Source organism: Chromohalobacter canadensis (assembly GCF_034479555.1).
Taxonomy (GTDB): domain Bacteria; phylum Pseudomonadota; class Gammaproteobacteria; order Pseudomonadales; family Halomonadaceae; genus Chromohalobacter; species Chromohalobacter canadensis.
On sequence record NZ_CP140151.1, the window covers coordinates 1,192,081 to 1,211,631 of the forward strand.

23 protein-coding genes are annotated in these 19,551 nt (G+C 63.0%); 15 read left to right on the plus strand and 8 right to left on the minus strand.

Annotated elements, in window-relative coordinates:
* Positions 1 to 11 precede the first annotated feature (11 nt).
* Positions 12 to 695: a tRNA (guanine(46)-N(7))-methyltransferase TrmB gene (gene trmB / locus SR908_RS05665; protein ID WP_097022159.1), complete on the minus strand. Its 684-nt coding sequence runs from the start codon at positions 693 to 695 to the stop codon at positions 12 to 14.
* Between the two features lie 254 nt (positions 696 to 949).
* On the opposite strand from trmB, the gene SR908_RS05670 reads away from it, so the two are divergent.
* The 6 genes from SR908_RS05670 to SR908_RS05695 all read left to right on the plus strand — a co-directional run bounded on the left by SR908_RS05670 (position 950) and on the right by SR908_RS05695 (position 6,854).
* Positions 950 to 2,893 carry a beta-ketoacyl synthase gene (locus SR908_RS05670; protein WP_246919251.1) on the plus strand — a complete coding sequence of 648 codons (1,944 nt, stop codon included), beginning with the start codon at positions 950 to 952 and terminating at the stop codon, positions 2,891 to 2,893.
* A gap of 79 nt (positions 2,894 to 2,972) precedes the next feature.
* A complete protein-coding gene (gene coaD / locus SR908_RS05675) occupies positions 2,973 to 3,476 on the plus strand; it encodes a pantetheine-phosphate adenylyltransferase (protein WP_097022161.1) in 504 nt (167 codons plus the stop codon).
* 12 nt (positions 3,477 to 3,488) lie between these two features.
* Positions 3,489 to 3,737, plus strand: coding sequence for a YfhL family 4Fe-4S dicluster ferredoxin (locus tag SR908_RS05680; RefSeq protein WP_097022162.1), 249 nt, complete (start codon positions 3,489 to 3,491; stop codon positions 3,735 to 3,737).
* Positions 3,738 to 3,861: 124 nt separating this feature from the next.
* Positions 3,862 to 5,208, plus strand: a complete 1,347-nt coding sequence (locus tag SR908_RS05685) for an MATE family efflux transporter (RefSeq protein WP_246919248.1) — start codon at positions 3,862 to 3,864, stop codon at positions 5,206 to 5,208.
* Positions 5,209 to 5,254: 46 nt separating this feature from the next.
* A complete protein-coding gene (locus SR908_RS05690; RefSeq protein ID WP_097022164.1) occupies positions 5,255 to 5,767 on the plus strand; it encodes an acyl-CoA thioesterase in 513 nt (170 codons plus the stop codon).
* 82 nt (positions 5,768 to 5,849) lie between these two features.
* A complete protein-coding gene (locus SR908_RS05695) occupies positions 5,850 to 6,854 on the plus strand; it encodes an ion transporter (protein WP_246919245.1) in 1,005 nt (334 codons plus the stop codon).
* A 12-nt stretch (positions 6,855 to 6,866) separates the two neighbouring features.
* On the opposite strand, the gene SR908_RS05700 is transcribed toward SR908_RS05695, so the two are convergent.
* The gene (locus tag SR908_RS05700; protein WP_246919241.1) at positions 6,867 to 7,904 is read right to left on the minus strand and encodes a hypothetical protein; all 1,038 of its coding nucleotides are present in this window, start codon (positions 7,902 to 7,904) and stop codon (positions 6,867 to 6,869) included.
* Between the two features lie 163 nt (positions 7,905 to 8,067).
* Here SR908_RS05700 and SR908_RS05705 point away from each other — a divergent pair, with 163 nt between their 5' ends.
* Positions 8,068 to 8,673: a LysE family translocator gene (locus SR908_RS05705; RefSeq protein WP_246919238.1), complete on the plus strand. Its 606-nt coding sequence runs from the start codon at positions 8,068 to 8,070 to the stop codon at positions 8,671 to 8,673.
* An 11-nt stretch (positions 8,674 to 8,684) separates the two neighbouring features.
* On the opposite strand, the gene SR908_RS05710 is transcribed toward SR908_RS05705, so the two are convergent.
* Entirely contained in the window at positions 8,685 to 8,996 is a 312-nt protein-coding gene (locus tag SR908_RS05710; RefSeq protein ID WP_097022168.1) for an I78 family peptidase inhibitor, read from the minus strand.
* 152 nt (positions 8,997 to 9,148) lie between these two features.
* Between SR908_RS05710 and osmF the strand changes: the two genes are divergently transcribed.
* The 4 genes from osmF to SR908_RS05730 are packed head-to-tail and all read left to right on the plus strand — an operon-like array spanning position 9,149 to position 13,128.
* The gene (gene osmF / locus SR908_RS05715) at positions 9,149 to 10,081 is read left to right on the plus strand and encodes a glycine betaine ABC transporter substrate-binding protein OsmF (protein WP_246919235.1); all 933 of its coding nucleotides are present in this window, start codon (positions 9,149 to 9,151) and stop codon (positions 10,079 to 10,081) included.
* 9 nt (positions 10,082 to 10,090) lie between these two features.
* Entirely contained in the window at positions 10,091 to 11,302 is a 1,212-nt protein-coding gene (locus SR908_RS05720) for an ABC transporter permease (protein ID WP_246919233.1), read from the plus strand.
* A gap of 9 nt (positions 11,303 to 11,311) precedes the next feature.
* Positions 11,312 to 12,361 (plus strand): ABC transporter ATP-binding protein, encoded by a 1,050-nt coding sequence (locus SR908_RS05725; RefSeq protein ID WP_246919230.1) that lies wholly within the window; start codon positions 11,312 to 11,314, stop codon positions 12,359 to 12,361.
* Positions 12,358 to 13,128: an ABC transporter permease gene (locus tag SR908_RS05730; protein ID WP_246919227.1), complete on the plus strand. Its 771-nt coding sequence runs from the start codon at positions 12,358 to 12,360 to the stop codon at positions 13,126 to 13,128. Before SR908_RS05725 ends, SR908_RS05730 begins: the two co-directional genes overlap by 4 nt.
* 134 nt (positions 13,129 to 13,262) lie before the next feature.
* On the opposite strand, the gene SR908_RS05735 is transcribed toward SR908_RS05730, so the two are convergent.
* Positions 13,263 to 13,394, minus strand: coding sequence for an entericidin A/B family lipoprotein (locus SR908_RS05735; RefSeq protein ID WP_011508238.1), 132 nt, complete (start codon positions 13,392 to 13,394; stop codon positions 13,263 to 13,265).
* A 137-nt stretch (positions 13,395 to 13,531) separates the two neighbouring features.
* Positions 13,532 to 13,663 carry an entericidin A/B family lipoprotein gene (locus tag SR908_RS05740; RefSeq protein ID WP_097022173.1) on the minus strand — a complete coding sequence of 44 codons (132 nt, stop codon included), beginning with the start codon at positions 13,661 to 13,663 and terminating at the stop codon, positions 13,532 to 13,534.
* A gap of 111 nt (positions 13,664 to 13,774) precedes the next feature.
* Between SR908_RS05740 and SR908_RS05745 the strand changes: the two genes are divergently transcribed.
* Complete coding sequence (locus SR908_RS05745) at positions 13,775 to 14,191, plus strand: HIT domain-containing protein (RefSeq protein ID WP_246919224.1); 417 nt, start codon at positions 13,775 to 13,777, stop codon at positions 14,189 to 14,191.
* A gap of 38 nt (positions 14,192 to 14,229) precedes the next feature.
* Here the strand turns inward: SR908_RS05745 and SR908_RS05750 are convergent, their stop codons facing one another.
* Both SR908_RS05750 and SR908_RS05755 read right to left on the minus strand, forming a co-directional pair.
* The gene (locus SR908_RS05750) at positions 14,230 to 14,601 is read right to left on the minus strand and encodes a hypothetical protein (protein ID WP_246919221.1); all 372 of its coding nucleotides are present in this window, start codon (positions 14,599 to 14,601) and stop codon (positions 14,230 to 14,232) included.
* Complete coding sequence (locus SR908_RS05755; RefSeq protein ID WP_246919218.1) at positions 14,598 to 15,143, minus strand: hypothetical protein; 546 nt, start codon at positions 15,141 to 15,143, stop codon at positions 14,598 to 14,600. Before SR908_RS05755 ends, SR908_RS05750 begins: the two co-directional genes overlap by 4 nt.
* A 174-nt stretch (positions 15,144 to 15,317) precedes the next feature.
* Between SR908_RS05755 and SR908_RS05760 the strand changes: the two genes are divergently transcribed.
* Together SR908_RS05760 and SR908_RS05765 are read left to right on the plus strand one after the other, a co-directional pair.
* The gene (locus SR908_RS05760; protein ID WP_246919215.1) at positions 15,318 to 16,466 is read left to right on the plus strand and encodes a glycerate kinase; all 1,149 of its coding nucleotides are present in this window, start codon (positions 15,318 to 15,320) and stop codon (positions 16,464 to 16,466) included.
* 216 nt (positions 16,467 to 16,682) lie between these two features.
* The gene (locus SR908_RS05765) at positions 16,683 to 17,156 is read left to right on the plus strand and encodes a Dps family protein (RefSeq protein WP_097022178.1); all 474 of its coding nucleotides are present in this window, start codon (positions 16,683 to 16,685) and stop codon (positions 17,154 to 17,156) included.
* A gap of 57 nt (positions 17,157 to 17,213) precedes the next feature.
* Here SR908_RS05765 and rmuC read toward each other — a convergent pair whose 3' ends face one another.
* A complete protein-coding gene (gene rmuC, locus SR908_RS05770) occupies positions 17,214 to 18,692 on the minus strand; it encodes a DNA recombination protein RmuC (RefSeq protein ID WP_246919212.1) in 1,479 nt (492 codons plus the stop codon).
* A 234-nt stretch (positions 18,693 to 18,926) separates the two neighbouring features.
* Here rmuC and SR908_RS05775 point away from each other — a divergent pair, with 234 nt between their 5' ends.
* A complete protein-coding gene (locus SR908_RS05775; RefSeq protein ID WP_097022180.1) occupies positions 18,927 to 19,490 on the plus strand; it encodes a type 1 glutamine amidotransferase domain-containing protein in 564 nt (187 codons plus the stop codon).
* Positions 19,491 to 19,551 lie beyond the last annotated feature (61 nt).

Sequence of the window (19,551 nt, forward strand, 5' to 3'; positions counted from 1 at the left end):
TTGTCTTGTCGCTACGTGGGCAACAACGCAGGGCGGTGCGCCAGCGTCGCCGTCAGTCGCCATAGTGGTTGGCCGCTGGCGTGATATTTGTGTTCGAAAGGCGTGAGATATTCGCCCGACGGCTCGCAGGGTTCGAGACACGGCTCGCACCCCGTGGCTTGCGCCAACGCCAGGGCCAATTCCTCGAGATAGAGCCGCCAGTTGGAGCGCGCTTCCAGTTCGCCGCCGAGTCCCGCCAGGGCCGGAAAAACCGGGTGGCCGTGCCAGCGCATCTTGAGGTGTGACGCTTTGGGGTACGGATTGGGATAGAGCAGATAATGACGTGCCGGCTGCCACCCCTCTTGTAACGCCAAACGCCAGAAATCCACCAGATCGGCACGCACCAGCAGGGCGTTGTCGGGCAGTTCGCCGTGCTCACGGGAAAGACGATCGGCGCTACGGTCGATGCCGATCACCGCATGACCGGGAAAACGCGCAGCCAGACGCCGGGTGGAGACCCCTACGCCACAGCCCGCATCGAGAATCAACGGTTTATCCTGCTCATGCAACCATGTCCGCGCCGCGCCGAACGCTATCCGCGTGTGCGATGCCAACGGCTTTCGCCAGGGGTGCGTCAACGCCCGCGACACACGCCGCGAAAGATCCTCATGCGGCGCGGTCTGCTGGGTAACGATGGCGCGGGAATTGGCATGCATGAGCGACCCTGTGAACGACTGAACGAAAATGCCATTCTAGCAGACTGCCGGGCTTGACCGAGCGTCACGGCATCGCCCCGTAAAGGGGATCGCATTTGGTGTCGTTTCCACTTTATCGGACAGTGTTCGCATGACGCCACTCGCACCCGGGTGCTATCATTCCCAGGCTCATTAAGATGCCACGCGCCCTATCTATATCCTATATCGTACGGGAGGGCGCGACATATCCGGCCGACGCGTGCCGGCCACGAATCATGACGCATCGTCATCCACAGCATTACGAGGAACGCGGCTTGTCACAGTTACCGGTGATCGTCGGCATGGGCGGTGTTAACGCCGCCGGCAGAACCTCGGGCCACCAAGCTTATCGCCGAACGATTCTCGACGCTTTGCCCGATACCCTTCAGGCACAAACCATTCTCGCCCTGGCCGCCATGATGCAGCTCGTTTCGCGCGTGGAAGGCGGCGGCTGGCAGGACCCGCAAGGCGAGATTCTCGGCGACGCCGACGTCGTCGCACGCTATCGCCAACATGTGCTCGATCATACCCTGATTCGCCGCATCGAGGACGAGCGTTTCGGCAGCGAGGGCCTCCCCGCCAATCGCGCCGCACAGCTCAACCTCGATACCGAGCTGACCTTTCGCGTGCGCCGCCGCCAGCTTCCCAACGACGTGCCGGCCACCTGGCAGGTGCGCGAGATCGACAAACGCATGGTCGAAGTCGTGGTCCCGCCCGGTGCGCTGGACGTACTGCTCCCCGAACGTCGTAGCGCCCAGGTACGCTCGGCCGGGCAACTGCCCAGCGGCTTTTCGCCGGACACCCTGTACCGCAGCGTTCACCATCCGCGCGGCTTGGCGATGACCATCTTCGGCGCCTCCGACTGCCTCGGCCAGAGCGGCCTCGACTGGGCGGCGCTGCGCAACCGTCTCGACCCGGACGCCATCGCCGTCTACGCCGGCAACTCCATCGGCCAGCTCGACAACGAAGGCTGGGGCGGTCTGCTACAAAGCTTCGTCAGCGGCACGCGCGCCACCTCCAAACAGATGCCGCTGGGCTACGGGCAAATGCCCGCCGACTTCCTCAACGCCTACGTGCTGGGCAGTGTCGGCTCTACCGGCGCAGCGCTCGGCGCCTGCGCCAGCTTTCTGTATAACTTGCGCTTGGGCCTCGAGGACATTCGCAGTGGCCGACGCCGAGTGGTCATGGTGGGCACCAGCGATGCCCCGATCACACCGGAAATCGTCGAGGGCTTCCGCACCATGGGGGCGTTGGCCGACGACGAAAGCCTCAAGGCGCTCGACGCCTTGGCGCTACTCACCGACAGTGACTATCAGCGCGCGTGCCGTCCCTTTGCACGCAACTGCGGCTTCACCATTGCCGAGTCGACCCAGTTCCTGCTGCTGATGGACGATGCCCTGGCGCTCGAGACCGGCGCCCAAATTCTCGGCGCCGTGCCGGGTGTCTTCGTCAACGCCGATGGCTGGAAGCGCTCGATTTCCGCACCGGGCATCGGCAATTACATCACCCTGGCCAAGGCGGTCAGTCTTGCCAGCGACATGCTCGGCGAGGAGTCGGTACGCCAGCGCAGCTATCTACATGCGCACGGCACCAGCACGCCCAAGAATCGCACCACCGAGTCGCACGTGTTCGACATGGTGGCGCGCGCGCATGGCATCGAGTCGTGGCCGGTGACCGCCGTCAAGGCATTCGTCGGCCATTCACAAGGCGGCGCGGCGGGCGATCAGATGGCCAGTGCACTGGGCACCTTCGCCCACGGTGTAATTCCCGGTATCTTCACCCTCGATGCGGTCGCCGATGACGTCTTCGCCGAGCGCCTGCGCTTCTTCCGCGACCCGATCCCCTTCGAGGCCGATGCGGCTTTCATCAATGCCAAGGGATTCGGCGGCAACAACGCCACCGGCCTGGTCATCTCGCCGGCCGCCACCGAGCGCCTACTGACCCAGCGCCACGGCCAGCGCGCAATCGACGACTGGAAGCATCGTCGCGAGACGACTCTAGCCGCTTCCGAGGCATACCTGGCAACATCCGACAGTGGCCACTTCGAGGTCACCTACCGCTTCGGTGAAGGCGTTCTCGAAGGGCCGGAACTCTCGATGACGCGCGACACGCTGCATATTCCCGGCTTCGATCAGCCCGTCTCGCTGGCGGTCGACAACCCCTACGGCCGACTGTCATAGGCACACCCAGGCGGCGGTACGATTGCCGCCAGCCTTGGGCAACCACTACCCTGTTGGTATCTCGGCACAGGATGCACCCATGAATATCGTGGTCTACCCCGGTACCTTCGACCCTATCACCCATGGTCATTACGACCTGATCGAGCGCGCCGCACGCATGTTCGACAAGGTCGTGGTGGCGGTGGCCGCGAGTCCGCGCAAGCAACCCGCATTGTCGCTGGAAACCCGCGTAGCGCTGATCGAAGAGATCATCGCCGATCTCGACAACGTTACGGTCGTCGGATTCAGCGGATTACTGACGCAGTTGCTGGATCAGCAAGGGGCACGCATCATCCTGCGGGGATTGAGAGCGGTATCCGATTTCGAATATGAGTTACAATTGGCCAATATGAACCGGGCCCAGGCGCCCCATATCGAGAGTCTGTTCCTGACGCCCGCGATAGAAAACTCGTATATTTCTTCCACCATCGTGCGCGAGATCGCGCGTCTCGGGGGAGATGTCTCCAAGCTCGTGCACCCTTGCGTAGTCGACGCACTGAGCCGGCATTTCGCCCCAGACCCCTCGTCGCCCGAAACGCAGTAGAGGACACTTCACATGGCCCTGATGATCACCGATGAGTGCATCAACTGCGATGTCTGCGAACCCGAGTGCCCCAATGGCGCCATTTCCGCGGGTGAGGAGATTTACGTCATCGACCCCAACCTGTGCACCGAGTGCGTCGGTCATTTCGACGAGCCCCAGTGCCAGCAGGTATGCCCGGTCGACTGCATTCCTCTCGATCCCGAGCGCAGCGAAACTCACGACCAGCTCATGCACAAGTATCGGTTGATTACCGCCGCCTGAGCGCGGCCATTCACGATACAAAGCGTCGACGGCCCGCGAGGGCAGTCTCCGCACCCCTCCGTTCTTGTCATGTCTCGCGGGCGGCTCGCCAGGCGTAAACGTCCAACGCAAACGATGGAATCTCGTGTCCACTTCACGCTCCCCGACACGCATCTGGCCGCTTGCCTGGCCGATCATTCTTTCCAATATCACCGTGCCATTGCTGGGACTGGTGGATACCGCCGTGGTGGGGCACCTGCCGGATTCGCGCTACATGGCCGCCGTGACCCTTGGCGCGACACTGTTCAGCTTTCTCTACTGGGGATTCGGCTTCCTGCGCATGGGCACCACCGGCCTCACCTCCCAGGCCATGGGACGCGAGGACGACAGCGACATACGCAACCTGCTGGGGCAATCGTTGTTGCTGGCGCTGGGCATCGGCGTGATGTTGATCCTGCTCGCCGAACCGCTCATCAGCTTTGGCCTCTACCTGCTCGACGGCAGCGAGGCCGCCATGTCACTGGCGGCGAGCTATGCCCATATTCGCATCCTCTCGGCCCCGGCGGTGATGGCCAATTACGCGATTTTAGGCTGGTTCCTCGGCCAGCAGAATTCGCGTGTCACGCTGGCGATCATGGTTCTGACCAATAGCGTCAACATCGTGCTCGACCTGCTGTTCGTGGTCGGCCTGGGCATGACCAGCGACGGCGTCGCCTGGGCCACGGTGATCGCCGATTATACGGCGTTGGCCGCCGGCCTGTGGCTGGTGGCACGTCAATTGAAGCTGCTTAAGGGGCGCTTCCTGCGCCAGCGACTGCTGCGCCTTGCCGCCTACTCAGAGCTGTTCCAGGTCAACCGGCACCTGTTCGTGCGCACGCTGGGGCTGCTGTTCGCCATGGCCTTCTTCACCGCCCAAGGCGCCAGTCAGGGCGATACGGTACTCGCCGCCAACGCCGTGCTGATGCAGTTCATCATGATCACGTCCTACGCGTTGGACGGCTTCGCTCACGCCGCCGAGGCCTTGACCGGCCGCGCCGTGGGGCGTCGTGACTGGTCGCTGTTCGGGGCCTCGGTGCGCGCCGCGGCGCGCTTCTCACTGATGACCGCCGGCGTCGCCATGGCGGCGTTTTTCTTCGGCGGCGACTACCTGATCGCCCTGCTCACCGACCTCCCGGACGTGCGCGCCACGGCGGGCGAGTATCTGCCCTGGATGATCGTCATGCCGGCCATCGCGGTGTGGAGCTACCTTCTCGATGGCGTCTTCATCGGTGCCACCGCGACCCGCGAAATGCGCGATACCATCCTGCTGGCACTCGCCGTCTACCTGCCGGTGTGGTGGTTCACGCAACCGCTGGGCAATCATGGCCTGTGGCTCGCCTTCACGGCCTTCACCCTGGTGCGCTCGGCAAGTCTCGCCGCCGTCTATCTGCACTACCGGCGCACGCGTTGGACTGTACCTCAGGACTCTTACCACGCGGACAATCACGCATGAAACGTGGTACACATTTGCCAGTCACGTCTCAATCAATGGAGCCCGCATGACCGACGACCTCCCCCGCCAGCACGAACTCACCATGACGGTGTTGATGACGCCCGACATGGCCAACTTCAGCGGCAAGGTACATGGCGGCGCGATTCTCAAGAAGCTCGACGAAGTCGCCTATGCCTGCGCGAGCCGTTATTCCGGTTCCTATGTCGTCACGCTGTCGGTGGACCAGGTACGGTTCAAACAACCAATTCTCGTGGGTGAGCTGGTCACCTTTCTGGCGTCGGTCAACTATGTGGGGCGCTCATCGATGGAGATCGGCATCAAGATCATCGCCGAGTCGATCCAGGACCGCGTCATCCGCCACACCAACAGCTGCTATCTGACCATGGTCGCGATGGACAGCGATGGTAACCCCAACCCCGTGCCACAACTGCAGCTCGACACGCCCTTGCAGAAGCTGCGCTACGAGAAAGCCAAGTTACGCAAGCAAATGCGCAAGCAAGAGGAGCAGGAGGAACAGCGTGCCCAGGCGCATCTCAACGAGACCCGCGAGGCGCCCTGACGCGACGCCGTGAAACTGATAGCGTGACAACGTGCAGGACGCCCGCCGCCGCCTTGGCGCGGCGCCGCCGACGGAGAACTTGATGAGCGCACCTTCCGCCTCCCACTCGCACCGACGCGAGCGCCTTTATCTCGTCTGGGACATCGCCATCGTGGTGCTGGTCTCGGCGAACCTGTTGCTGCTGCTCGTCGATAGCCTGTTTCTCTTGCCGCCGCTGAATGCCGGGCTCGAAGCGCTGGCGCCGAGCCTCCACCAGGCTTATGACAGCGCCATTCACCAGCGTTTCATGACGATCGACCTGGTCTTCGTGAGCATCTTCCTGCTCGATGTCCTGGCCGGCTGGGCGATGGCCATCGCCGAGCGCCGCTACGCACGCTGGTTCTTCTATCCCTTCGTACACTGGTATGACGTGCTGGGATGCATTCCGGTCAGCGGCTTCCGCCTCCTGCGTGTACTGCGCCTCATCTCGCTGCTGATTCGATTGCAGCGTCTGGGGGCAATCGACATCCGCCGCTGGCGTCTATATGCCTTCTTCGAGCGCTACTACCGGGTACTCATGGAGGAGCTTTCCGATCGCGTGGCAACGCGCCTGCTGAGCAGCTTGCAGGAGGAAGTCCAGCGCAGTGACGACTTCACCAAACGTCTCACGGAACAGGTGATCCAGCCACGCAAGGCGGCATTGGTCGACGAGATCGCCAGGCGCCTCGAAACCACCGTCGACAAGAGCTATGCCGAGAATCATCAGGAAGTGCATCGCTACGTAGCGACCCTGGTCACTCGCACGCTCGAGGAAAATCAGGAGCTCACCCGGCTGAGACGCCTGCCCATGGGCGAGCATGTGGCACATGCCATGGAACGCAGCCTGAGCGACGTTGCCAGCCGCGTGGTCCACGAGGCCATCGATGGGCTACGCTCGCCGCGTTTCAAGAGCCTCATCGGCGATCTGGCTGGAAGCGGCATCGATGCCTGGCTATACGTCGACCAGCGCACCGACCGCGTCACCGAGCAGGTGTTGATCGAAACGCTGGAAATGCTCAAGGACGAGATCGCCGTACAGCGCTGGCGAGACGAACTCGACCTCCGGTGAATCAGCAGGGTCTCAGGTGAGCCTCAAGATGGTGTACGGCGCCTCGCAGGCGTGGCGCTCGTCACGTTCATCGATGCTGCCCAACGACATGTCGCGATCATTGTCGTAGGCCACGAACAAGCGCTCGCTATCCAGAATCGCCAAGCCTTCCGCCTTGTGTTCGAACTCCAGAGCGCCTCCAGCCATCGTGCGAACCAGCATCGGCGCTTGCCCCGCCGCGAATGCCTCTAGTGACACGACCCAAAGGTAGCCACCGATGCGCTCTTCTTCCTCCTCTTCGACTTCGAAGCTCGTCAATAGAAACAGACGCTGGTGATGTGGGTCGTACTCCAAGCTGGACAGGCCGCAGTCATAGCGCACCTCGGGCTGCTCCCGGGGCGCGAAGCGGTAGAACTCACGTAGCCTGTCGACGAACACCAGATTGCCATGGGCATTGGTGCTGTAGTGCGCCCCCACGACACGACACACATAGTCGAAGTCTTCGTGCGAATAGCCTTGTTCACGCACACCGAAAAGCAGTAGCCCATCACCGCGCTCTCCCGGAATCGCCGCCAGACCTTCTATCTTGTAATACGGATAGCCAATGGCGCCGTCGAGCTTGTTGCGCAGTTCCAGTGAGCCTTCGACGCCGTCACGCGGGTCCGGATCGACCACTTGTACCTGTTCGGGCTCGCCCAGCGGCCAGATCAATAAATGGTTGTAGGCATTGAGCGCATGGCTTTCCATGTCGATGCGATCGAATCCAGTGGTCGCCAATACGTAGCGACCGTCGGCGGTCAACGCGAAGTCCTCGTACTTGACTGCCCGCTTGATGGCATCCGCCGTGAAGTACTCCAGGCCGCGATCATCGGGGCCAGCAGCAGTGATCGGGACAGAGAAGACAGCCGAACGTGTGTCACCGGGAATCGGCTTGTCGCTGGCCAGGATCAGACGCTGGCCATCATAGACGACGGCCGACACTTCGACGTTGACCAGCTTGCCCGCATCGTCGCGTAGCCCGGCGGGGAAGCAATGCAGGGTCCCTTCTTGCAAAATCTCGGCATGCGGCATGGGGCGACCTCCTTGATCGCGTAACTCATGAACGCGTTCAGCGTAACCCGAAATTCGCTCGCGTGGCGACGCATACCGGCGGCTTGCGACACCGGGGGTCAGCAGGCAAGCTAGCCATCTGCGTGGAGTATGACGCTCCCGGCGATAAACACATGAGAACGACATGCTGGAAGGATGGATCTCGCTCGGCCCCGCTGCGCTGTACATGATTTCAATGAGCATCACGCCGGGTCCCAATAACGTCATGCTAACCGCCTCGGGCGCCAATTACGGCTACCGACGCACCCTGCCGCACCTACTGGGTATCGCAGTGGGCTGTTTCGTATTGTTTACGGCCATCGCCCTAGGGTTGGGGGTGCTCTTCGAGCGTTATCCGATGGTACAGAACGCGCTACGCCTGATCGGCAGTGCCTATCTGCTGTATTTGGCCTGGAAAATCGCCACCGCACCTCCGCCTGAGTTCCGCGACGATGCTGCGGCAAAACCGCTGAGTCTCTGGCAAGCGGCGGCGTTTCAGTTCGCCAATCCCAAGGCGTGGGTGATGGGTCTGGCATTGATGGCGGGCTTTCTGCCCGAGGGTGGCCCCGTATGGCTGAATGCCTTACTCCTGGCCGGGCTTGCCGAAATCGTGGCTTTCCCATGCATCTCGCTATGGGCCGGGTTCGGCATGGCCATCCGCCACTGGCTAACCACGCCCCAAGCGTGGCGACGCTTCAACGTCGTCATGGGTGTGCTCACCGCCGCCTGTGTGTTTTTTATCCTCCGCTAGGTGCCGGTTCCTCAGCCACAGGTCAGCTCATCGATCGTATCCTGGTCGTCCAGTTTGACATTGAGACGATCGGCCCGGTAATCCATCGTCACCGCCTGGTTGGGGCCGATGACACGAACTCGCTCGGCATCACTGTCGGTTTCCAACTGTGCCACTGTCGCTTCGTCGGCATGCTGGCCGATGTAGTCTTGCAACGCGTCGGCGCCACAGACGTCGTCTTGCGACATCGGCGGCGGTGAGGGCGCCTCGTCCGGCGTCGGACCGCCGGTACATCCCGCCAGTAGCAGCGCCATCATTGCCCCGCCCAGAATGCATTTGCTCATGTCGTTTCCTCTTCGTTCGGCTGACTCGCGGTACAGCGTATCCAAGCAGCGCGCTAGAGGCCAGGCGCATTCCCTCTCGCTGCGCGAGCCGAGAATGCTAGACTCAAGGCTGGAACGTCACGTCGCCCGTCATTTCCAAGGAGCCAGGAATCATGCAAGGAATCTTCAAGTATTTCTCCACCGCCGTGTTCGGCCTGGCCGCCGGGCTGGCGTTGTCATTGACGCCGGCGTTCGCCGACGAGCCAGTGCGCGTCTCGTCGAAGATCGATACCGAGGGCTCCTTGCTCGGCAATATGATCGTCAAGCGTTTGGAGCATGCCGACATTCCCGTCGAGGACGAACTGCAGCTAGGTCCGACCAACATCGTGCGCAGTGCCTTGCTCGAAGATGAGATCGACCTGTATCCCGAATACACCGGCAACGGGGCGTTTTTCACGCAAACCACCGATGATGCCGCATGGAAACGCGCAGGCGAGGGTTACGAGAAGATTCGCGCCTACGACAAGGAAAACAACGACCTGGTATGGCTCGCCCCGGCGCCAGCCAACAATACCTGGGCCATTGCGCTGCGCCGTGACGTCGCCGACGAGAACGATCTCTCCACCATGGAGGATTTCGCCGCCTGGATACGCGATGGCGGTGAGATCAAGCTGGCCGGCTCCGCCGAATTCGTGGAAAGCGATGCCGCTTTGCCCAGCTTCCAGCGTGCCTACGATTTCAAGCTCGACCAGGACCAGTTGCTAGTCCTCTCCGGCGGCAACACGGCGGCGACCATTCGCGCCGCCGCCGAGAACACCAGCGGCACCAATGCCGCCATGGTCTATGCCACCGACGGCGCCATCCCCGCTGCCGATCTCAAGGTCATGGACGACACTCAAGGCGTACAGATGGTCTACGAGCCGGCGCCGGTGATCCGCCAAGCCACGCTCGATGCCTACCCGCAAATTCCCGAACTGCTCGAGCCCGTTTTCGAAGGGCTCGACCGAGAAACCTTACAGTCGCTCAACCGTCGCATTCAGGTCGATGGTGAACCAGCCGGCGATGTCGCCGAGGATTACCTGGAATCACAAGACCTGCTCGACTGACGGCTGCCGATGTCTGTTTCTCACGTTCCCCCGAGCGACGCGGCCAGCGCTCGCCTGGTGGCCAATCGCGTCCTGGCCACGCTGCTAGGTGCGGGGCTCCTGGCGGCTTGGCTATTGCCCTTCGCCACGATGTCGCCCAACCGCTTGGCCTCCGGGCAAACCGTCGGCCTGAGCGAGGCGTTATCAGCCTGGCAAGTGATCGCTCTTCTAGCCCTGAGCGCGGTGCTGGCCGTAGCAGCGCTGCGACGCCCGCTACCGCGCGAGATCGCCCATGGTGTGGTCTTGCTGGCCAGCCTGGGGCTGCTGATGATCACGCTGTATAGCCTGGGCGACTACGCGCAACGCACGCTGGTCGAAAAATCGCCGTCGGCGCGCGTCTCGCAAGGGTCAGCCTTCTGGGTGCTGGTCTTCTGCTGCGCCCTGGCGGCCATCGATGCTTTTCAGCGCGCCTCCAGCGGCTGGCTACTGCGTCTGGGTTACATGCTGATCGCGGGGGGAAGCGTGGCGATATTGTTCGCCAGCGGTCATTTCAGCGATCTATCGATCATGCGGGAATACGCCAACATTCGCGACAACTTCAGTGATCAGTTCATCACGCACTTGGTGCTGGTGGGCTCCGCGCTGGGGCCGGCGTTACTCATCGGCGTTCCACTGGGCCTGCTGGCCCATCGCCGCGCACGCTTGCAGGGGACGCTGTTCAGCGTGCTCAATTTCTTCCAGACGATTCCCTCGATTGCCCTGTTCGCCCTGCTCGTCGCGCCGCTTTCGGCACTCGGCAACGCCTTCCCATTGCTCGGCGAATGGGGCGTCAAGGGCATCGGCGCCGCGCCGGCCATCATCGCGCTGGTGATGTACGCGCTGCTACCCGTGGTACGCAATACCTACGCCGGGCTCAAGGGCGTCCCGCCTGCCACCGTGGAGGCCGCACGCGGCATGGGCATGACCGCGCGCCAGGTGCTGTGGCGCGTGGAGATCCCTTTAGCGTTGCCGGTCATGCTTTCGGGGCTGCGCATCGTCACTGTGCAGGCCATCGGCCTGACGGTGGTGGCGGCGCTGATCGGTGCCGGGGGCCTGGGCGCCTTTATCTTCCAAGGCCTTGGCCAATATGCCATCGACCTGGTCCTGCTCGGCGCGATCCCGACCATCGTGCTGGCGGTGATCGCCGATTTCACGCTGCAGATGCTGGTCGTGCTGAGCAAGCCGGCCGGCACCCGCCGATAGGTAACACCGATGATCGAACTTCAGGGATTGACCAAGCGGTATGGCGAGACACGCGTCGTCGACGACATCTCGCTGACCGTGGAACAGGGCGAGTTCTGTGTACTCATTGGCCCATCGGGATGCGGCAAGTCGACCACGCTGAAGATGATCAATCGCCTGATCGCGCACAGCGAGGGGAAAATCCTGGTGGGCGGCGAAGATATCACCACCCTGCCGCCGGAACGCCTGCGTCGCCGCATCGGCTATGCCATCCAGTCGATCGGACTGTTCCCGCATTGGCGCGTCGCGGACAACATCGCCACCGTGCCCAAGCTACTCAAGTGGCCATCGTCACGCATTGCTGCGCGCGTCGAAGAATTGCTGGCACTTTTTCAGCTCGACGATGACGGGCTTCACGACAAGTATCCGCATCAACTCTCGGGCGGTCAGGCGCAGCGTGTCGGCGTGGCCCGCGCGCTGGCCGCGGACCCCGACGTGCTGCTGATGGATGAACCCTTCGGTGCCGTCGACCCTCTGACGCGCGATACCTTGCAAGCCGAGCTGGCACGCGTGCACCGCCAAACCGGGAAGACCATCGTCTTCGTCACCCATGACATGGACGAAGCCTTGCGCTTGGCCTCCCGCGTGGCACTGCTCAATGCCGGCCAGTTGGTGCAGTACGATCGTCCGGCAGAGCTGCTGGTCGCACCCGCCAACGATTTCGTGCGGGACTTCATCGGGCGCGCCGACTTAGGCCTCAAGCTGCTCTCGCGGCGCCAGGTCGAGGAATATTGTCGGCCCGCCCAGCGCACGCGCAACAACGCCATCGCCAGCGCGCCCATCACCTGGCAGGTGGACGCCAACGACCGTCCCATGGCACTGCTGGGCGGCCGTCTGGGCGAGTCCCAAGCGGCCCGTACGGTGGTCAATCCGGAGTGGACCGCCACGCCGGAGATGTCGATGAAGGAGGCCCTGTCACGCATGGTGTGGTTTCGCGTGACGGCCTTGCCGGTGCTCGATGCCGAGGGGCGCCTGTTGGGCGAAGTGACGATGTCGGGCGTCATGGGGCATCGTCCATGAGCGTCAGCGCACTATCCCGTCCCGTCTCCTCGCGCCTTGTCCTGCTGATCTCCCTCAGCGTCTTGCTGATCGCGCTGGTGGTGGGTATGGAGCAGTTGGCGCCACTGTTTCGGGCGTTGTTTCCCGATCAAGATCCGGCGATGTATCAGCGCGAGAGCTTTCTCAATCTGACGCTCGCCCATCTCGCCCTGGTGCTGGTGTCGTCGCTCATCTCGGTGAGTGTCGGCGTTGCAGCGGGGCTTTTTGTCACGCGGCCGGCGGGGCGCGAGTTCGAGCCCTTGGTCTCGACGCTGGCCGCCATCGGCCAGACCTTCCCCCCGGCAGCAGTGCTGGCCATCGTCGTGCCCGTCGCCGGTTTCGGCTTCGTTCCCACCTTGGTGGCGCTGGTGCTCTACGGCCTCTTGCCGGTGGTGCAAAACACCGTCGCTGGGTTGGGCACGGTGCCCGCACAAACGCTCGAGGCCGCACGCGGCAACGGCATGAACGCCTGGCAGATCCTGTGGCGCATCGAACTGCCCCTGGCGATGCGGGTCATCATCGCCGGCGTGCGCGTCTCGGTGATTATCAACATCGGCACAGCGACGATCGGCTCCACGGTCGGTGCCAAGACACTGGGCACGCCTATCATCGCCGGCTTGGTGGGCAACAATCTGCCTTACGTGATTCAAGGTGCGGTACTGGTGGGGCTTCTGGCTATCGTCACCGACTTGGCGTTCGAACGCTTGGAGCAACGCTTTTCATTCGGTGAGAGTGGCAAGGCGTCGTAACGAAGGTCACGCCTCGTCGGGCATTCTTGCTAACGGAAGGGAAAACAGCTTGGCATGCGTCATCAGGGAAGGGCGGGCAAGCCTGATAACAGCATAGATGAACCGCCGCCCCTGCGGGACGGCGGGAGCAAGCGTCAATCGGCAGCTTCTTGAACTTCTTCACCGCCTTGCTCGATATCTTCACCTGCGCCTTCAAACGTGTTGCAGCCACTGATGGCACCAGCGGTGAACATCAGCAACAAGGAAAAAGCCAGCATCCGTTTCATAGTCGTGTCTCCTTCACGGTATCAAGCGGGAACGTTCCCGCGGGTCCAAACCCATTTCTTGGGTAATCTTATCCGCCATACCGGCGGAACGACCACAAAGTAGCAAAGCTGGCGGCGCTATGCATCCTTTCCAGGATTCAGTTGGTTGCGGCATCCTGCATCGCTTCACCGCCACGTTCGATGTCCTCGCCCGCACCATGGATGGTGTTACAACCACTCAGCACCGCCAACAGCAGAAGACCCAAGACCGCAATCGATGTACGCTTCATGCGTTTTCTCCGGCAAACACCGCTCACTTAGCGGAAGGCACGGCCCTATGCCGTGTAACCTAACGTTAGCATAGCCAAGCCACTTTACGACGATTTTCAGGAGCGCCGCGCATGACCGATTTCACCCTGCATCCACGCTTGGCGGCCGACTCGCATTACGTCGCCGATCTGCCCCTTTGCCAGGTGCGCCTGAACGACGACGCGCGTTATTCTTGGCTGGTGCTGATCCCCCGTCGTGACGATATCCGCGAAGTCTACGAACTCTCCGCCGACGATCAGGCCACGATGTGGCAGGAAGCCACCGAGGTGGGGCGCCGCTTGATGGCGCACCATGCAGGCGACAAGCTCAACCTGGCCACACTCGGCAATCAGGTCGCGCAGTTGCACCTGCATGTCATCGTCCGCCACCAGAGCGACGCGGCCTGGCCGGGGCCGGTGTGGGGACAAGGCACGCCGCAGCCGTATGACGCCGCAAAGCTGGATACCCACCTGACGACCCTGCGCGACCTGTTGAGGTCATACGCGTGATACGCGCGTAGGCGCACAAGGCAGTTTTCGTACAAAGGCTAGGGCAGCTCGCCAAGCCGCTCTTGAACATCGATCAACAGCGTATCGAACACATAGGGCGGGACTGGCTGGCCGCCACGCTGCCCCGACAGCGTGATGCGCGTGCCCTGCTCGGTCGCCTCGAGCCGGTAGCGCACCTCAAGCGTGGGGCGCGCAGCCAGCACGGCCTCGACATCGCCCAGGTCGACATCGGCGCGACGAATCACGAAACCGCGTGCCGTGAGCATCGCCACCCCCGCTTCCAGCGCGGTCGAGGGCTCGGCCGCCACGACCAAGGCCCGGGTCTGCGGCGGCGCCGATGTGGTCGCGCACCCGGCCACGCTCAATACCACGAACGATGCCACGAGCAATACGCCCAGCAGTCGCCTCATGATGAGCTCCCCTCGCGCATGCGTGCGTCGATATCATCGTGTAGAGCGGCGCAGAACGCCGCGCTGTTGTCCGGACGCGCATCGATCAGATAACCGTTAGCATCGACCACGCGCGAATCGCGTGTCACCCGCACGACGCCTTCGGCTGCCACTACCGAGATCCGTTGCAGGCGCACCGGATCACCGCCGAAGCGCTGGGAGTACCCCAGCGAATAGCCATGGCGACTGCCCATGCCATAGTATCCCCAGAAACCGCTGCGCCCCCAGGGCGGTCGATCCACGGCTCCTAGCCCCGGTTGCGCCTTGGCCCGCTCGGCACTCACCAAGCCCAGCGCAACCTCGGTCTGTTCGATACGATATCCCTGTGTCTCCAGCGCATCGGCCGTGGCCCTCACCCGTGCCTCGGCGTCGCCCTGGGCCGACCACTGGCACGCGTCAGGCAACGGCGAGGCCACATCGCGACCCAGCGGGTCATAGGAGGCCAGGCTTTGGCAGCCTCCGAGCCCCAATATCGCCGCCACCAGCAAAAGAGGTTTCATCATCGCGTTCTCGCCTCACCGTTACCGCCCGCACGGGCATCTCGTTGAGAGCGTAGTTGAGCACTACGGTTCCGTCAGCGTGGCATGCTGGGCGACTCCCGCCTGAAGCCTGCATGCGTTAGGCTGGCGATTCGACCACGACGCCCTCGGGTTTGGATCATGCATAGAGGTTCGCTCATGAAGATCATCATCGCCCCGGATAGCTACAAGGATGCCCTTTCGGCCCGCGAGGCCGCCGGTGCCATCGCCACGGGCTGCGCCCGCGTCCTTCCCCAAGCACAGCTAGTCCAATGCCCCATGGGCGACGGTGGCGAAGGCACCCTGGATGCCTTGCTGGCCGCCACGGGAGCCGAACGCCGTGTCACCGAGGTCCACGACGCTCTGGGGCGCCCCATCAACGCCAGTTGGGGATGGCACGCCGCGAGTGCCACGGCCTATGTCGAGCTCGCCGAGGCCAGCGGCTTGCAAGCGCTCACCGACGCCGAGCGCACCGCGCTGCATAGTACCACCCTGGGCGTCGGCGAATTGATACGCGATGCGCTCAATGCCGGGGCCGAGCATTTGATCCTCACCCTGGGCGGCAGCGCCACCAACGATGCCGGCGCGGGGATGCTCGCGGCGCTGGGTGCGCGACTTCTCGATGCCGAGGGCCAACCACTGCCGCCCGGCGGCGCGGCACTGGCCCGGCTGACCGAACTCGACCTGAGCGACCTGGACCCGCGCCTGGCGGCGCTCACGGTGGATACTGCCGTGGATGTCGACAACCCCTTGCTCGGCGAGCGCGGGGCCAGCGCGATCTTCGGACCGCAGAAAGGCGCCACACCGACGGATGTTACCCTGCTCGACGCGGCCCTGGCACATTTCGCCGACCACGTCGCCAGCGCGCTCGGCAAGGATCACCGCGCGCTACCGGGCGCCGGCGCGGCTGGCGGCATGGGCTTCGCCGCGGCCGCTTTTCTAGGGGCACGACTGCAGCCCGGCATCGACCTGGTCATGGATCAGGTCGACTTCGACCGTCTGCTGGAAGACGCCGACCTGGTGCTCACCGGCGAAGGCCAGCTCGATGGCCAGAGCCTTGCCGGCAAGACACCAGTGGGCATCGCCCGGCGCGCCCGACGACACGGCGTGCCCACGCTCGCACTCGCCGGGCGCCTCGGCGATGGCTGGCAGGCCGTTCACGACGAGGGCATCGCGGCCGCCTTCGCGTTAGCCGATGGCCCCCTGGCCCTGCCGGAAGCCCTAGGACGCACCTCAGAGCTGCTCGCCGACCGTGCTGAGAGCCTCCTGCGTGTGTGGCAGCTTGCCGGTCGGCAGACACCGCGCTAGTCCTCGTCTAAGAAGTGCCTAATCGCCGGGCGCAGACACAATGACGCACCCTCAACCCTTGAAAAAACACTGCGTCATGGGCATTTCATATGGAGACGCTATATCGTCGATGGGAAAGATTCGTTACCCAATCCTCAGATGACACTCTAGACTGGGTCCATTGACGATTTTGATTACCGACAACGTTCGTCCATTGCTTTACGAGGGAGTGCTTTCATGTCCGACATCAATTCCATCGGGTTACATACCAGCAGCGCCAACCAACTGGCCGAGAAGCTCAACGAGCTACTGGCCAACTACCAGATTTTCTACATGAACGCGCGCGGCTACCACTGGAACGTGAAAGGCCCGCATTTCTTCGAACTGCATACCAAATTCGAAGAAGTCTATACCGACCTGCTCGCCAAGGTGGATGAAGTCGCCGAGCGCATTCTTACGCTGGGGCACGAGCCGCTGCATGCCTACAGCGATTACGCCAAGATCTCGCGTATTCAGGAAGACACCCACGTGCACGAGGGCACCGAATGCGTGCGTGGCCTGGTGCAGGGTTATCAGGCACTGCTTGAGTTGCAGCGCGAGCTCAACTCCATGGCTGCCGATGCCGACGACGAAGGCACCGCCTCGCAGATGAGCGATTACATCCGCGAGCAGGAAAAGACCGTGTGGATGCTCAGCGCCTACCTGGGCTGAGTCCCGCCAAGTAGCCCCGTCCGATCATACCGCCCGGCCTTGTGCCGGGCGGTTTCGTTAGGGCTCCCCGCGCGCCTCGTCACCGGAAGAGGTCTCCTCGGTGTCGGGGTCGTCATCCGCCATGTCGTCCAGTTCCTCAGCGTCCACCTGATCGGTCAGATGCGTCGGCAGGTCGCGTTTCATGCGCACGCCCAGACGCTTGAGCATCAGCGCCTGGCTGACCAGGCTCCCCTGCCCCGTTGACAGGCGCCCCATCGCCTGGCGATAGCTTCCGTCGGCGCGTTCCAGATGACGGCCGACGTCCTCGAGGCTATCTACGAAGCCACGAAACTTGTCGAGCAACTTGCCCGCCCGTGCGGCGATGACGCGAGCGTTATCGTTCTGGCGCTCCAGTGTCCAGAGGCTGGCCACGGTTCTCAGGCTCGCCAGCAGCGTGGTCGGCGTGACCACCACGATGTCTCGAGAGAAGGCGTCCTGAAAGAGCGTTTCGTCATGCTGGAAGGCGACCGCGAACGCCGGCTCGACGGGCATGAACAGGAACACGAAATCCGGTGAGTTGAGCCCCGGCAAATGCGGATAGTCACGCCCGGAGAGCGCGTCGATATGCGCGCGCACCGCCTGAACATGCGCCTTCAATGCCTGCGCGCGCGTAGCGTCGTCCTCGGCGTTGACGTAGCGCACATAGGCGTTGAGCGAGACCTTGGCGTCGACGATCAGGTGGCGATTGTCGGGCAGGTAGATGACCGCGTCGGGGCGCTGACGTCCCGACTCGCCTTCCACCGAAACCTCGCGCTTGTACTCGATGTCGCGGCGCAGTCCCGAGCGTTCGAGCACCGATTCGAGTATTACCTCGCCCCAATCGCCCTGCATCTTCTTGTCGCCCTTGAGCGCCCGCGTCAGGTTGGCGGCTTCTTCCGTGATCTGGCGGTTCAGCGTGGCCAGATGCTCGATCTGCGTCTTGAGGGTCGAGCGCTCACGCAGCGATTGGCCGTGAATTTCCTCCAGGCGCGCCCGGAAGTCGCCGACCTGCTCGCGAAATGGCGCCAGCATGGCCTCGAGATTCTCGCGGCTCTGGGTATTGAACGTTTGCTGTCGTTCCTCGAAGATCCGCCCCGCCAACGCCTCGAAGTCCTGGGTGAGACGTGTCCGCGCCTCTTCGAGCAGGGCGAGCTTCTCGGCATGATGGGAGCGCTCCTGTTCGAGCTGCGTTTCCAGGCGACCGTGGCGTTCACGAAGCGCCGCAAGCTGCTCCTGACGATCGTCGAGATCGTGCTCGCGCTGCCCCAGCAGGCGCCGGGTCTCGAGGCTTTGTTCGCGCACGGCGTCCAGTTGGGCGTCACTTTGGGCCAGCTCGCGCTCCAGCCGGGCACGTGTCTCCTCGACCTCGGCATAGTGACGCTGTTCGCGCTCGACATCGTGCTCGGCTGCCTCACGACGCGTGCGTTCACGCCGCCACGCCATGCCAAGCATCAACGTGGCAAGCGCCAGGACGGCCGCAAGGGCGAGAAGATAAGCGGCGGGGATCGTGCTGGACATGGGCGTGATACCGGCGATTGAGAAACTTTCGATTAAAACGTTCGGGGATAAAGTCTCGATTAAACACTCCGCGCGCGTCACCTTCCCCCACTCGGCGACGCGACGCAAGCGACCCGGGGCTTGAAGTCCCGCGTCGATGGCCCAAACTCAATTAGTGAGGCCGCCTGATACCGGACTAGGATCGCCCGGTGGTGGCTGCTGTCATCCATGAAGCATCACGACCAGGAGGTCACGATGAGTCAAGCACAGTCAGGTAAACGTGTCGCTATCCTCGCCACCGATGGGTTCGAGGAATCCGAGCTTTCCGCGCCGCGTGCCGCCTTGAAAAGTCAGGGCGTCGAGGTGCAGGTGGTTACCCCCGAAGGCAAAGGTATCCGTGCTTGGGCCGAAACCGACTGGGGCGACATCTACGAGGCCGACAAAGCCTTGAGCGATGTCGACGTCACCGATTATCACGCGCTGGTACTGCCCGGCGGGCTCTTCAATCCCGACGAACTCCGTCTCAACGAAAAAGCGCTCGCCTTTGTGCGTGGCTTCTTCGAGGCGGGCAAGCCAGTGGCTGCGATCTGCCATGCGCCGTGGATCCTGATCAACGCCGGTGTCGTCGACGGGCGCAAGATGACCTCGGTCGCCTCCGTGGGGCAAGATCTCAAGAACGCTGGCGCTCAATGGGTCGATGAGCCTGTCGTCGTCGATAATGGCCTGGTCACCAGTCGCACACCCAAGGACATGGACGCCTTCAACGCCAAACTGATCGAGGAGCTGGCCGAAGGTCGCCACAGCGGACAACACGCCTGATGGCGCCCCACCGACCACAATCGACGTCCGCCTCTCAGGAGGCGGACGTTTTGCGTACCGC

Coding starts and splice junctions, on each gene's coding strand:
- trmB (WP_097022159.1), bottom strand. CDS start 695: ATGCATGCCAATTCCCGCGCCATCGTTACCCAGCAGACCGCGCCGCAT.
- SR908_RS05670 (WP_246919251.1), top strand. CDS start 950: ATGACGCATCGTCATCCACAGCATTACGAGGAACGCGGCTTGTCACAG.
- coaD (WP_097022161.1), top strand. CDS start 2,973: ATGAATATCGTGGTCTACCCCGGTACCTTCGACCCTATCACCCATGGT.
- SR908_RS05680 (WP_097022162.1), top strand. CDS start 3,489: ATGGCCCTGATGATCACCGATGAGTGCATCAACTGCGATGTCTGCGAA.
- SR908_RS05690 (WP_097022164.1), top strand. CDS start 5,255: ATGACCGACGACCTCCCCCGCCAGCACGAACTCACCATGACGGTGTTG.
- SR908_RS05695 (WP_246919245.1), top strand. CDS start 5,850: ATGAGCGCACCTTCCGCCTCCCACTCGCACCGACGCGAGCGCCTTTAT.
- SR908_RS05700 (WP_246919241.1), bottom strand. CDS start 7,904: ATGCCGCATGCCGAGATTTTGCAAGAAGGGACCCTGCATTGCTTCCCC.
- SR908_RS05705 (WP_246919238.1), top strand. CDS start 8,068: ATGCTGGAAGGATGGATCTCGCTCGGCCCCGCTGCGCTGTACATGATT.
- SR908_RS05710 (WP_097022168.1), bottom strand. CDS start 8,996: ATGAGCAAATGCATTCTGGGCGGGGCAATGATGGCGCTGCTACTGGCG.
- osmF (WP_246919235.1), top strand. CDS start 9,149: ATGCAAGGAATCTTCAAGTATTTCTCCACCGCCGTGTTCGGCCTGGCC.
- SR908_RS05720 (WP_246919233.1), top strand. CDS start 10,091: ATGTCTGTTTCTCACGTTCCCCCGAGCGACGCGGCCAGCGCTCGCCTG.
- SR908_RS05725 (WP_246919230.1), top strand. CDS start 11,312: ATGATCGAACTTCAGGGATTGACCAAGCGGTATGGCGAGACACGCGTC.
- SR908_RS05730 (WP_246919227.1), top strand. CDS start 12,358: ATGAGCGTCAGCGCACTATCCCGTCCCGTCTCCTCGCGCCTTGTCCTG.
- SR908_RS05735 (WP_011508238.1), bottom strand. CDS start 13,394: ATGAAACGGATGCTGGCTTTTTCCTTGTTGCTGATGTTCACCGCTGGT.
- SR908_RS05740 (WP_097022173.1), bottom strand. CDS start 13,663: ATGAAGCGTACATCGATTGCGGTCTTGGGTCTTCTGCTGTTGGCGGTG.
- SR908_RS05745 (WP_246919224.1), top strand. CDS start 13,775: ATGACCGATTTCACCCTGCATCCACGCTTGGCGGCCGACTCGCATTAC.
- SR908_RS05750 (WP_246919221.1), bottom strand. CDS start 14,601: ATGAGGCGACTGCTGGGCGTATTGCTCGTGGCATCGTTCGTGGTATTG.
- SR908_RS05755 (WP_246919218.1), bottom strand. CDS start 15,143: ATGATGAAACCTCTTTTGCTGGTGGCGGCGATATTGGGGCTCGGAGGC.
- SR908_RS05760 (WP_246919215.1), top strand. CDS start 15,318: ATGAAGATCATCATCGCCCCGGATAGCTACAAGGATGCCCTTTCGGCC.
- SR908_RS05765 (WP_097022178.1), top strand. CDS start 16,683: ATGTCCGACATCAATTCCATCGGGTTACATACCAGCAGCGCCAACCAA.
- rmuC (WP_246919212.1), bottom strand. CDS start 18,692: ATGTCCAGCACGATCCCCGCCGCTTATCTTCTCGCCCTTGCGGCCGTC.
- SR908_RS05775 (WP_097022180.1), top strand. CDS start 18,927: ATGAGTCAAGCACAGTCAGGTAAACGTGTCGCTATCCTCGCCACCGAT.